General features: G+C 30.8%; 17 protein-coding genes. 2 read left to right on the plus strand and 15 right to left on the minus strand.

The annotated features are described in order from the left end of the window. Nucleotides 1-423: 423 nt before the first annotated feature. The 15 genes from CD113_RS00460 to CD113_RS00530 form a co-directional block, all read right to left on the minus strand. Entirely contained in the window at nucleotides 424-1,047 is a 624-nt protein-coding gene (locus CD113_RS00460; protein WP_095092702.1) for a phosphatase PAP2 family protein, read from the minus strand. Nucleotides 1,048-1,060: 13 nt separating this feature from the next. Further along, on the minus strand, nucleotides 1,061-2,134 hold the full coding sequence (locus CD113_RS00465; protein ID WP_002465046.1) for an undecaprenyldiphospho-muramoylpentapeptide beta-N-acetylglucosaminyltransferase: 1,074 nt from the start codon (nucleotides 2,132-2,134) through the stop codon (nucleotides 1,061-1,063). Between the two features lie 11 nt (nucleotides 2,135-2,145). Continuing rightward, nucleotides 2,146-2,655, minus strand: coding sequence for a GNAT family N-acetyltransferase (locus tag CD113_RS00470; protein WP_095092704.1), 510 nt, complete (start codon nucleotides 2,653-2,655; stop codon nucleotides 2,146-2,148). Between the two features lie 375 nt (nucleotides 2,656-3,030). Further along, a complete protein-coding gene (locus CD113_RS00475; protein ID WP_095092706.1) occupies nucleotides 3,031-4,521 on the minus strand; it encodes a S41 family peptidase in 1,491 nt (496 codons plus the stop codon). 279 nt (nucleotides 4,522-4,800) lie between these two features. Beyond that, the gene (locus tag CD113_RS00480) at nucleotides 4,801-5,022 is read right to left on the minus strand and encodes a YozE family protein (protein ID WP_002465213.1); all 222 of its coding nucleotides are present in this window, start codon (nucleotides 5,020-5,022) and stop codon (nucleotides 4,801-4,803) included. Next, on the minus strand, nucleotides 5,022-5,522 hold the full coding sequence (locus CD113_RS00485; RefSeq protein WP_002465214.1) for a PTS sugar transporter subunit IIA: 501 nt from the start codon (nucleotides 5,520-5,522) through the stop codon (nucleotides 5,022-5,024). The genes CD113_RS00480 and CD113_RS00485 overlap by 1 nt, the downstream gene beginning before the upstream one ends. A gap of 12 nt (nucleotides 5,523-5,534) precedes the next feature. Then, the gene (gene msrB, locus CD113_RS00490) at nucleotides 5,535-5,963 is read right to left on the minus strand and encodes a peptide-methionine (R)-S-oxide reductase MsrB (protein ID WP_002465215.1); all 429 of its coding nucleotides are present in this window, start codon (nucleotides 5,961-5,963) and stop codon (nucleotides 5,535-5,537) included. Further along, nucleotides 5,956-6,489, minus strand: a complete 534-nt coding sequence (msrA, locus tag CD113_RS00495) for a peptide-methionine (S)-S-oxide reductase MsrA (protein ID WP_002465216.1) — start codon at nucleotides 6,487-6,489, stop codon at nucleotides 5,956-5,958. Before msrA ends, msrB begins: the two co-directional genes overlap by 8 nt. A gap of 83 nt (nucleotides 6,490-6,572) precedes the next feature. Further along, a complete protein-coding gene (gene fakB2, locus CD113_RS00500) occupies nucleotides 6,573-7,412 on the minus strand; it encodes a fatty acid kinase binding subunit FakB2 (RefSeq protein ID WP_002465217.1) in 840 nt (279 codons plus the stop codon). Between the two features lie 14 nt (nucleotides 7,413-7,426). Then, nucleotides 7,427-7,906: a dihydrofolate reductase gene (locus CD113_RS00505; RefSeq protein ID WP_002465218.1), complete on the minus strand. Its 480-nt coding sequence runs from the start codon at nucleotides 7,904-7,906 to the stop codon at nucleotides 7,427-7,429. Nucleotides 7,907-8,092: 186 nt separating this feature from the next. Continuing rightward, nucleotides 8,093-9,049: a thymidylate synthase gene (locus CD113_RS00510; protein ID WP_002465219.1), complete on the minus strand. Its 957-nt coding sequence runs from the start codon at nucleotides 9,047-9,049 to the stop codon at nucleotides 8,093-8,095. A 375-nt stretch (nucleotides 9,050-9,424) separates the two neighbouring features. After that, nucleotides 9,425-9,862, minus strand: a complete 438-nt coding sequence (brxA, locus tag CD113_RS00515; protein ID WP_002465220.1) for a bacilliredoxin BrxA — start codon at nucleotides 9,860-9,862, stop codon at nucleotides 9,425-9,427. Between the two features lie 15 nt (nucleotides 9,863-9,877). Next, complete coding sequence (locus CD113_RS00520; protein WP_002465221.1) at nucleotides 9,878-10,993, minus strand: conserved virulence factor C family protein; 1,116 nt, start codon at nucleotides 10,991-10,993, stop codon at nucleotides 9,878-9,880. Nucleotides 10,994-11,023: 30 nt separating this feature from the next. Then, on the minus strand, nucleotides 11,024-11,275 hold the full coding sequence (locus tag CD113_RS00525) for a NifU N-terminal domain-containing protein (RefSeq protein ID WP_002465222.1): 252 nt from the start codon (nucleotides 11,273-11,275) through the stop codon (nucleotides 11,024-11,026). A gap of 11 nt (nucleotides 11,276-11,286) precedes the next feature. Then, nucleotides 11,287-11,481 (minus strand): zinc-finger domain-containing protein, encoded by a 195-nt coding sequence (locus tag CD113_RS00530; RefSeq protein WP_002465223.1) that lies wholly within the window; start codon nucleotides 11,479-11,481, stop codon nucleotides 11,287-11,289. A 241-nt stretch (nucleotides 11,482-11,722) separates the two neighbouring features. On the opposite strand from CD113_RS00530, the gene CD113_RS00535 reads away from it, so the two are divergent. Together CD113_RS00535 and CD113_RS00540 are read left to right on the plus strand one after the other, a co-directional pair. Continuing rightward, complete coding sequence (locus CD113_RS00535; RefSeq protein ID WP_002465224.1) at nucleotides 11,723-12,427, plus strand: queuosine precursor transporter; 705 nt, start codon at nucleotides 11,723-11,725, stop codon at nucleotides 12,425-12,427. Between the two features lie 135 nt (nucleotides 12,428-12,562). After that, on the plus strand, nucleotides 12,563-12,958 hold the full coding sequence (locus CD113_RS00540; RefSeq protein WP_002465225.1) for a ribonuclease HI family protein: 396 nt from the start codon (nucleotides 12,563-12,565) through the stop codon (nucleotides 12,956-12,958). Nucleotides 12,959-13,100: the final 142 nt, after the last annotated feature.

The following is a 13,100-nucleotide window of genomic DNA, read 5'->3' on the forward strand; positions in this document are numbered from 1 at the left end:
GATATATATTAGGTGGCATACTTTTTGAAATAAATACTTATATATATCCACTTATTTTTATCACTATCGTGTTTATATTAATAATTGTTCTATTTATCTTAAAAAGAAATTTTAAAATAATTTAACACAAGTTACAGTATATATTTCTGCTAGTTATTTTAATGAAAAGTACAAGTAAGTTTTATCATTGTTATATTAAAATTATTCATATCATATACATCGAGTATTAGCATTTTTAATGCACCAACCCCCTCATCTTGATCACTATGATGGGGGGGTTAACATCTTTTAGTCAGTTACTTTATTCTATTTGACTAATTATTTCATCTTTTATAACACAAAGTTTTATACTAAAATTCATTTTCACTTTCAATTATGTTGAAAATTGTAACTACATTCAATAGATACTAATGTCCATAATGACTACGATACATTAACAGATAATTTATTTTTCAATAGCAATGTTGAAAGTACAATACAAAATGCGCCACCTATGATACCTGCGATAATATCAGTAGGATAATGGACACCTAAATACACACGTGATACTGAAACTAATAAAATCATTAGTGCACATAATCCAATTAGTAAGCCTTGTGAATAACCATGATCTACACGATTAATAATGTAGGCCACACTACCAAAGTATGCTGTGGAACCCATGGCATGACCACTTGGAAAGCTGAAACCACTAATATCAATCAATCTTAATAATGTTGGACGTTCACGATCAAAGATATTCTTTAAAACTGGGTTTAATATACCTGATAAAGCCATTGTTAACATAAAGAACAGTGCTTCAATTTTGTATTTCTTTAACATTAAGTAAGCCACTAAGGTTAATGATAGACTCAGCATGGCCCATACTTCTCCTACTTTGGTTGAACCAAGCATAATAGCAGTAGTAATAAAGCTTTCAGATGCATAAATAAAGTCATATACTTCGTTATCAATCCATTTTCCTAATCGTGATTCATGAAAAAAGGCGATAATACCAAATATTAGTGTAAATACAATGAGTAACGAGATGCGTTTCCATCTACTCATTTATCATAACCTCCTACTGGTCTAATGCATCTTTAATCATTTTGTTAAATAAGTCTTCTTTAGTATAACTTTGTTGGTAACTAGACATTTGATCAATTATTTGTTGACGGTGATCTTCAATTTGATTTAATTCTTGCAGCAATCGTTGTGATGTTAATTGATCTTCTTGAATTGTCTTACCATAACCTTTTTCTTCAAAATGTTTCGCATTATCAATTTGATCTCCTCTAGATTGATCTAAACCTAATGGGATTAATAACATTGGAATACGTAATGTTAAAAATTCATATATCGCATTTGAACCTGCTCTACTTATTACAGTATCTGTGATAGCAAGTAAATCTGTTAAATCTTCTTTAACAAATTCATACTGAACATATCCTTTTTTCTGAATTGATTCATCTTTCAAACCTTTACCAGTCAAATGAATAATCTGATAATTGTGTAATAAAGCATCTAAGTTTTCGCGAATGGTGTCGTTTAATTTTTTACTTCCTAAACTACCTCCCATGACAAGTAAAACTTTTTTATGGGTTGCAAAGCCAGTTAATTTATAGCCTCTTTCTTTACTACCATTTTTCAAGTCTTCTCTTACAGTGGCACCGATAAAATCAGCTTTGTCTCTAGGTAAATAATTTAATGTTTCTTCAAACGTTGTATATATTTTTTTAGCAAATTTTAATGCAATTTTATTAGCCAATCCTGGTGTTAAATCAGATTCATGAATGATTGTAGGTATGTTTAAAGATTTAGCAGCAATAACAACTGGTACTGACACGAAACCACCTTTTGAAAATAGTAAATCTGGTTTCTCTTTTTTTAATACTTTACGCGCATCTAAAATGCCTTTTAACACTTTAAAGACATCTTTAGCATTTTCTAACGAAATATAGCGTCGTAATTTACCACTTGAAATAGCATAATATTTAATATCTGGTAATTGCGATTCTATCATTTCTTTTTCAATACCATCTTTTGAACCAATATAAAACGTGTCATGTCCTTCAGATAGTGCTGTAGGAATTAAACTTAGATTGACAGATACGTGTCCAACAGTACCGCCACCTGTAAATGCTATCTTTGTCATTTAAATTACCTCTATTCATCTAAATTTTTATAATATGCATAAAATGGTTCACCTTTGTCATATGGTGCATAATCCATTTGTTGCTCGCCTACTTTATGAAAACCAAACTTTGCAAATAATCCTTGAGCTGGTTTATTTAATGCAAAAGTATCAGTCAAAATAATATTAACGCCTCTATTTTTAACTAAATCAATGACATATTGAAATAGTTCAGTTGCACCACCTTTGTAATCTTTAGATCCTGTTAATCTATGTATTACATAAGCGTTATCTCTATTTATAGGCCAGTTAATGTCATCATACCATTCTGCTTGGTTTTGGTCGATAACTATAAAACCATAAATGTGATCATTTTCTTCTAAGACATATAAATAATCTTTAGCAATATCTTCTTCAAAATGTTCTACAAGTGGGTATTGATCATCCCACTGATGATTATCCTGTTCTTTCATGATTCCTTTTGCTTCTTCAACAAGCTTTAAGATATTATCTAAATCTGATTTCTTGCCTAATCTAATCATGCACATCACTCCATTTCATCGCTTAACTATAAAATAATCATTCACTGTTAAAACTATTCGAAACAGTTAATTTGTTCATTTATTGTTGTTATTATTTTTTTAGTACTTTTCTTCTGATAATTTACTCGTTCATCTTATAATAAGATGCTATTTATCGTAACAAATGGGAGCTTGTTAGCAAAGTAATTTGCTATGTTAAGATCATTTTAAAAATTAATATCTGATCTTACTTACATAGCTAATATAAAAATAGGTCTCTCCGAAATTAAACTGTTACATATTCACTTTTTATTTATCAGTCCAATTTGTTATAGAACCAAAATAAAACCTAGCAATATTATAGACTTATGTCCATAGTTGCTAGGTTTCATTTTATTATTTTAATTGTTGTAATAATTTTTTAAGAACATCATCATCTTTGTTAGCTTTTTCAACTAATAGCATTGTAAAACTGTTATTCGTTTTTTTATCAAAGACGCCATTGACAGTTAAATGTTCATCTTGTTGGAATTTTTTGATAGCATCTTCTAATTCACTATCAAATGTTGTCGATTCATTATTTACTTTATAGCCTAATGCAGCTAATCCTATTTTTATAGTTTTAATGTTTTTATTATTGTCACCTATTTTAAACGTTTTGTCATTAGGAATGACACTTAAAGATTGGTACTTAGGTGCAGCAATGTTAACATCCGGTTGAATACCTTTACCATGAATATAATGACCATCTGGTGTTAACCATTTCATTTCAGTATATTTTAATAAAGAACCATCTTTAAATTCTCTAGTTGTTTGAACTATACCTTTACCAAATGTTTTCGAACCATAAACTTTAGCTTTATGATAATCTTTCATTGCTCCAGTAAAGACTTCAGATGCACTTGCTGAACCTTCATTAACTAAGATTGATACATGCATATCTTTAGCCTCTTTTAAAGCATCATTGTCTGTCTTAACAGCTTCTTTATGATCGCCTTTTTCAAGTTGTACGACTGTTTTATTTTTATCTATAAATATATTGGTCATTTTAACTGCTTCATCCAGTAACCCACCTGGATTATTACGTAAATCTAACACAATATTATTTAAACCTTGCTTATGCGCTTTTAATACTGCTGCTTTTAATTCACCAGAAGTATCACTTTGGAATTTATTAATCGTTATAACACCTACATTACCTTTTTTAGTATATTCCACACTTTTCACATGGATTTTTTCACGTTTAATCGCAATATCTTTCTCTTCACTACCACGTTTAATCGTTAATGTAACTTTTGTATTTTCTTTACCACGTACTTTTTTAACTACTTCATCTAATGATTGTCCTTTAACTGACTTACCATTAACTTTCGTTAAAATATCCTTTGGTTGAATACCTGCTTTTTCAGCTGGTGAACCTTTCATAGGACTAGTAACCATGATGGTATCATTTTTCTTCTGCATTTCTGCACCGATACCCACAAAATCACCTGAGACATCCTCATTAAATGACTTTGTTTGATCCTTAGTCATATATTCAGAGTATGGATCTTTTAGCTCTTTAATCATTCCATCAATAGCTGCTTGTGATAATTTTTCAGAGTTTTGTTTCTTATAATAATCTTTGTTTAACGTTTTATAAACATATTCAATTTTGTGTAAGTTAGCACGATCTGTTTTATTCAAACCACTCATCTTATTATTGATAAATATGTATGACACAATTGTCAGTGCAATAGTTATAATTACTACGGCAATGAGTAACACTATAAAATGCCATAATTTCAAATGAATGATTTTTGACGTTTTTGTCTTGCCATTTTTCGTCTTATGCGAAGTCTCATCGTGAGACTGATCTTTATTTTTGGATGTTTGGTCTTTATCCATTGTTTCACTTCCTTAGATGTACAATTTACATTTATGTAGTTTATCATATCAATATCTCAGATATATCGCACTATTTTTAATAATAATTGTATTATAATTCTATAAAAACATAAATTTTAATGTTGGAGTCAATTTGTTAGTATTGGTATTAATTATATATCCATCAAATTTGGAGAGTACTTAAATAATAGAAAACCATTTGAATTGATTATGACAAAACAAATAAACTGTCAACAAAATTCTAATTTGTCGACAGTTAAAAAATCATATAACTTATGTTTAAATTTTAAGCCATTCTGTATATTCTTCATATAAGTCATCAAATACCGACATGGATACCGAAAAGTCACCATGTGTCTCAATATAATCTGATAACGTATGGAATTCTGTGTCATATTTTGGAAAGGCTAAATCATTAAAGATTTCTTCAGCTAATTTTCCTTTATCATCATGACGTCCACGTACAGTCATAGCAAATTGATAGAATGAATAATTCTTCATTAGTTCATTGTCACATCTACAACTTTTGTTTCACCTTTAATTAAAGCATTTGTAGTTTCGATATTAATTGAAGTTGCTTGATCTGAATTTGTAATAATAATTGGTGAAATAATAGATTTAGCATTATTGTTGATAAATTCTAAATTAAAGCGAATAAGTGGGTCTCCAACATTGACTTCATCACCACTATTAACTAACACTTCAAAACCTTCGCCATCTAATTGAACCGTATCTAAACCAATGTGTACAAGTAATTCAAGCCCGTTATCAGCTTTTAACCCAATCGCATGTTTAGTTGGGAAAACGTTATCTACTTTACCAGAGATTGGTGAAACAACTTCGCCTTCTGTTGGATTAATACCAAATCCTTCACCCATCATTTTTTGCGCAAATACAGGATCTGGAATATCTTCGATTTTAACGTATTCACCAGTTAATGGTGCATAAATTTCTATTTCTTTACTTACTTCTTTACCTTTACCAAATAATTTTTTAAACATAACAATCCACTCCTATTTCTCAAAATGTGAAATTAAATCTCCATAACCTAGTTCTTCTAACTTATCATATGGTATAAATTGAACGGCAGCTGAATTAATACAATAACGTAAGCCACCACTTTCTCTTGGACCATCATTAAAAACATGACCTAAATGACTATTGGAGTCATCAGCTCTCACTTCTGTTCTCACCATACCAAATGATTTATCAACTAGTTCAACAATGTCTTCATCATTTAAGGCTTTGGAAAAACTTGGCCAACCACAATCTGAATGAAACTTTTCTTCAGAAGTAAATAATGGTTTGCCAGAAATTTTGTCTACATAAATCCCTTTATCAAAATGGTTCCAATATTCATTTTGAAATGGTGGTTCTGTACCGTTTTCTTGTGTAACTAAGTATTCCATATCTGTTAATTCATTTTTATCTTTTTTAATCATGTTGATTCCCCCAATGTGATTCTATAAATGCTTTACGTCCTGAACCACGTTGATATTGATTATAATGCATAGGGTTCTTTCGGTAGTAATCTTGATGATAGTCTTCAGCTGGATAGAAATTTTTATATGGTCTAATAGGTGTAATCACCGGCTTATTGAAAATACCTTGTTCATTTAACTGTTGCTTTTTAAATTCTGCTGCTTGTTTTTGGTGTTCGTCATGATAAAAAATAACTGGCTCATAACTTTCACCTCTATCAAAAAACTGCCCCTTGTCATCTGTTGGGTCAAACGTTTTAAAATAAATAGCTAAAACATCTTCAAATGATGTAATATCTGGATCGAAAGTGATTTGAACAGCTTCAACATGTCCTGTTTGATTTGTACAAACTTGTTCATATGTTGGATTTTCAACATGACCACCACTATATCCAGAAACTACACTTTTAATACCTGGATATGTAGTGAATGGTTTAACCATACACCAAAAACATCCACCTGCAAGTGTTGCATATTCCGTTGCCATTTGAATTACCTCCTATCTATCTAATTATTAATGTAGTCTATAACTTTTATTATTGAAAGTAATTCACATCGATAAAACTTAAATTAGTTCTTAAGTACTACAAGACCGATAGCACCTTGACCTGTGTGTGTAGAAATAACCGGTGTAGTCACATTGACATCGTATTCATTAATTTGAAAAGCATCATTAAATACTTTCTTTAATTTATCTACGAATTCAATGACATTGGCATGAGCAACACCAATTGATTTAATTTGATGATTGCCTAAAAATTCAGTTATTTCTTTTTTCAAATACTGAATACTACTATTTTGTGTTCTCGCATTATGCACAAGTTCTAGACGACCGTCATCTAACGTACCTATAGGTTTAATTTTCATAATATTCCCTATTAAACCTTTTGTTTTACTAATTCTGCCGCCTTTAATCAATTGATTTAATTGCCCAATAACTACAAAAAGTTTAATATTTTGTCGAAACATTTCTAAGTCAGCAACGATATCTTCAGTTGTATTACCTTGTTCAACCAATTCAATTAAATGTTCAATTTGATAGCCTAAACCGTAGGAAATAGATTTTGAATCTATAACTGTAACATTGGCATCAACCATTTGGCTGGCTTGATATGCAGTGTTGTAAGTACCACTTAAACCTGAAGACATATGGATACTAATAATTTCAGCGCCATCTTTGCCTAATTCTTCATAAGTTGAAATAAACTCACCAATCGGCGGTTGACTTGTTTTAACATCCTCATCGGCTTCGATACGGTCTATTACCTCAGCAGATGTAACATCCACTTGGTCAATAAATGATTGTCCATCTATCGTTAAACTTAATGGAATGACATGAATATTATGTTGGTCTAAAAATGATTTAGACAAATCCGATGTTGAATCTGTAACAATAATTTGTTTAGTCATAAAATTTCTCCCCTTTATTTTTTACGAACTAGATGTAAAAAGGTATGTGGAATGGTGTTTTTGTCATCAAGTTGACCTTCAATTGATGATTCCACTTCCCAATCTTCGAATGTATATGGTGGAAAGAATGTATCGCCTCGGAATTTGCCCTCAATAACTGTAATATACATATCATCCACTTCATCAATCATTTCTTCAAATAATGTTTGACCTCCGAAGACAAAAACATGCCCTGGTAAATCCTTAATTTCATCCAATGAATGTATCACATCAACACCTTCAACGTTAAAGTTAGGATTAGAAGTTAATACAACATTGCGTCGATTTGGCAAAGGTTTGCCAATTGAATCAAATGTTTTTCTTCCCATAACTAGAGTATGACCTGTTGAAAGCTGTTTGACATGTTTTAAATCATTAGGTAAATGCCAAGGTAATTGATTTTCAAAGCCAATAACGCGTTGCATATCATGTGCAACCAATATGGATAACGTCATATGTCTCCTCCTATTCTCAGTTGCTTGTCTTTTAATATAAGTTATCTTTAATTTAACATAATTTAGTTATTGAAGTATGTTTCAACGATTAATTTTTATTAAAAATTGAAACCGTTTAACAAAATAGTGACAATGACTACATTATTTCTAGTTGTATTTATATATAATTGACCATTTATAATACTTTTAAACAGCAATTGGTGCTTTAATTGCTGGATGAGATTTATAATTAACAATTTCTAAATCTTCATAGTTAATGTCGAATATAGATTTATCTGAATTAATCTTTAATGTAGGAGGATTAAAGCTATCTCTTGCAAGTTGTGTTTCAATCGCATCGATATGATTTGAATAAATATGGGCATCTCCAAATGTATGGACAAATTCACCCACTTCTAAACCACATTCTTTAGCAATTAAATGTGTTAATAGCGCATAACTTGCTATATTAAATGGTACACCTAAAAAGATGTCTGCACTTCTTTGATATAATTGACAACTTAATTTTCCATCTTGCACATAAAATTGGAACATTGTATGACATGGAGGGAGCGCCATGGTATCAATTTCAGTTGGATTCCATGCTGACACAATATGTCGTCTTGAATTTGGATTATGTTTGATTTGCTCAATAACAGTTGCTAATTGATCAAAATGATTTCCGTCTTTATCTTCCCAATCTCGCCATTGCTTTCCGTACACATTACCTAAATCACCATATTTGCGAGCAAAATCATCATCCTCAAGGATACGTGTTTTAAACATCTTCATTTGTTCTTTATATTGTTCATTAAAGTCTTGATCTTCAAGTGCTCTGTGACCAAAATTAGTCATGTCTGGACCATGATAATCATCTGACTGAATGTAATTTTCAAAAGCCCATTCATTCCAAATGTTATTGTTATATTTTAATAAGTATTGAATATTAGTATCGCCCTTAATGAACCATAGTAATTCAGTAGCAACTAATTTGAACGATACCTTTTTGGTAGTTAATAGTGGAAACCCTTGAGACAAATCAAAACGTAATTGATGTCCAAATTTTGAAATTGTACCTGTATGGGTACGGTCATCTCGTTTATTTCCTATTTCTAAAATTTCTTCACACAAATCATGATATGCCTTATCAAATGAATTTAGCATATATTAAACACCTCAATTTATCAGTTTATCTTTCATTCGATTATTAGTCGATATAGTTACTTTAGTTAAACGTCTTATTATATACATTTTAAGTGAAATATCATAGTTAATGAAAGTTTAACCTATATCATATTTTTAATAAATTGGATAACTTTACTCAATTATGGATATTTAATGGCATTGTTATTTAAATATATTAAAAAAAGGATAAAACAGTTCATTAATGTTTGAGTAGAATAATGCCATAATAAATGATTAAATATGGTATTTAATATTTTCAGCTTCCTGAGTTGATATACCAATAAACAAATATGTTACATTTACTACTAATGACTTATTCCATTACCTTTAATGAATGCTTATCCTTTATAATGATTATTGACAATTTTCGTCAAAGGCATCTTTTAAATCCATTGCAATATCATTGATATCTCTGCCTTCGATATGTTCACGTGGCATAAAATGTACTAAATCACGACCTTTAAATAAAGCAAATGAAGGGCTTGATGGTGCTTGACCAATATATTCTCTCATTGCTGATGTTGCTTCTTTATCTTGACCAGCAAATACAGTAACAGTATGCGTTGGTCTATATTCATTTTGCGTTGCTACAGCTACTGCCGCAGGTCTTGCTAAACCAGCCGCACAACCACAAGTAGAATTAATAACTACAAATGTTGTATCGTCGTCGCTCACTTGAGCCATATAATCTTTAACATCGTTTTCATTTTCTAGACTAGTAAAGCCATTTTGAGTAAGTTCATCGCGCATTTGTTGTGCAATTTCTTTCATATATGCATCATAGGCATTCATTATTATCACTCCATATTATTTATTTCTATTGGCAATTTGTTTCCAAACTGATCCTAAAGCTTCGTCCCCATTCTCAATACGAGAAATAGCCATTTCTATTTGCAATTTAACTTCATATGCTGGGTCATCGACATGTGCTTTTAATGATGCTAATTGTTGTTCGTTACCTTCATCAAAGATAAACATAGCTGCACGCCATCTAACAATTTTTTGAGGGTCATCTAACAGCTGTTCCATCTCAGGTAAAGCTTGTTGATATCCTAAATCACTAATACAATCACCAGCAGTTCTTCTGACTGCCGGACTCTTATCATGTAAACCTTGATAAATATAAGGTAATACAGCTTCATCATTAATCATACCTAATAAGACAATAGCTTGTCGTCTGAGAGGAACTTTGTCTTCTTGTAGTGCAGTCTCTAATACAGGAAGATCGTTGAATGTTGGTGTTGGGAACTGATTTAACATTCTAAGTCTCTCTTTCCAGTCGCCAGCTTGTTGATATTCAGTTAATGTCACTCTATTATAGACTGGTTCAGGGACAGTTACAGATGTAGCAAGTGCTTCTTTAACCATGTTATCTAATTGTTCAGTTGGATAAATAGCTGTAACTTCTTCCATGATGTCAGACATAACGTCTTCCATATCACCATATCTGACACCTAGATCTAGCCACTTTCTCATAAAAACAACGTTATCATGGTCTTGTTGTGCTGCAAGCATACTATCAACGTATACTTCTGGTAATTGTTTCCGTTTTTCTTCGTTATTAGTAGTTAATTTAATTTGATATGGAATTCCTTTAAAGGTGAGGACTTCAGCCTTAACTTCACCATAATGAGAGTCTGGTGTAGGTTCTGATGATGCAATATCTTGTTCCGTATTTATCGTTGCAGTAATTTTCGGTAAGACGTCTTCCCAATTTGCTCTTGGTACTTTATCAATCGCAAGAAAATCCATAACATGAAAAATTGACTTAACATTCTCAATAGCCAATAAATCATTAATATATTGTGGTTGTTCATCATTAATTGTTGTATACGTAGCTGATTTATTATCTTGTCGTTTAAAATTCAAAACTACTTTCATAGTGTTTGGACTTGGCGTTGGTTCAACACGAATGATTTCCATTCTTTATTCCCCCGTTAAATACATTAAACCTTAATTGAATACAGCTTCAATTTTAGGTAAAAGAGACTCCCAATCTGCATCATTGTCTTTATCTACAGAAATGAAATCCATAACATGAAAAATTGATTTAACTCCGTCAATGTTTAAAATATCATTAATAAATTGTGGTTGTTCATCACTCACTTTAGTATAAGTGTCAGAAGTCATACCTTCTCTCGCCTCATTTAAAGTGATCTTCATAGTATTATGATTCGGTGTTTCTGAAATTGATAATATTTGCATTAGACTTCCTCCTATTGAAGTTCATTTCCTAATTGTTTAATTTGTTTTCCTATTGAACACTCATTGATACAAAAATGATGCGCTTTTGTCTTGCCTTCATTTTTACGTATAGTCGTTTTAATTGGGCATTGATTGCAATAAGTATTCATTAAGTCATCTATTTTTGCGAGTGCATTTTGTTCAGAATAAGTTAAAATGACTAACACTTCCTTTATACACATAACAAGTTATTGCAATCTTGTTAACGAGTGTTTGTTAATTTAAATTAGCATAACGATATTATAACATCTTTAGCTCATTGATTTGAATAATACGATTGTATATATTTTGTTTTAATTTTATGAATTGTCTATTGCTAATGTCTATGATTTTCTGTAAAATAATTAGGTTGTTTATTGAGCGGTTTCTAAACACCCGCATTATCAAAATTTAGGAGGAAATTAAACAATGTATAATGAATTATTAGGACTATGTTCCTTTATTATCACCTTTATTTTAATGGTTTTAATGTATCGCGCTTTTGGTAAACAAGGTTTAATCGCTTGGGTAGCCATAGGTACGATCATTGCTAATATTCAAGTTATTAAAACAGTCGAAATATTTGGTATTTCAGCAACATTAGGTAATGTCATGTTTGCCTCTATTTATTTAGCTACAGATATTTTAAATGATATTTACGGTAGAAAAGTAGCTAAACGTGCTGTATGGCTAGGATTCTCATCAACATTAGTAATGATTATCGTCATGCAAGTATCTTTACAATTTATACCATCAGCTGATGATGTTGCTCAACAAGGACTTGAAACGATTTTCAATATCGTACCAAGAATTGCCCTAGGCTCAATTATCGCTTATATTATTGGTCAACATATAGATGTCTTTATTTTTAGTATTATTAAAAAGATCTTTAGTTCAGATAAAACATTTATTATTAGAGCATATGGTAGTACGATTATCAGTTCAATTATTGATACCGCATTGTTTGTAACGATTGCATTCTTAGGTAGTTTGCCAAACGCAGCTGTCTTCGAAATCTTTATTACGACATATATACTTAAATTAGTATCCACAATCTTCAACGTGCCATTCGGCTATATTGCTAAATCATTTTATCGTAAAGGTAAAATACAAAAATTAGATGAAGGCTATTAATTATATAAATGACAGCACCAACTAGGAATTAGAAGTTCTTAGTTGGTGTTATTTTGTTTGAGATCATTTCATTAACAATGATGACATCAGTTTGATACAATAACTACAAATATTTAACAAAGAGGATGACAATCAATGGCGCAAATTTATTTTGATGCTGCAACAAGTGGTAATCCTGGCAATAGTGCATGTGGCATTATCATTAATGAAAATGGAGAAAAGTATGTCTATACTCATGATTTAGGCGTTATGGATAATCACAGTGCTGAATGGGCAACATTTATTCGTGCTTTAGAACATGCTAGATCATTAAATGTAACGACTGCCTTATTGTATACAGATTCCAAGGTTATTGCTGATAGTGTTGATAAAGGCTTTACGAAAAATTCAAAATTCAAACCTTATTTCGATCAAATGTCTATATTAGAACAAAGTTTTGATTTGATGTTTATCAAGTGGATCCCACGTGATCAAAATAAAGAAGCGAATCATCATGCTAAACAAGCATTGTACAAAATGACTAAAAAATGATAATCAACGATAATATGGTGGTAGTATTGAAAATAGCAGCTAGTGAAAAAGATATACTTTTTTATAAATTGAAATAAGTTTAATTATAAAAGAGACGGCAGGAATTCAAGTTATTCCTACCGTCTCTTTTTATTTTGAAAAG

Origin of the sequence: Staphylococcus simiae (genome assembly GCF_002902085.1) — a bacterium.
Classification (GTDB): Bacteria; Bacillota; Bacilli; order Staphylococcales; family Staphylococcaceae; genus Staphylococcus; species Staphylococcus simiae.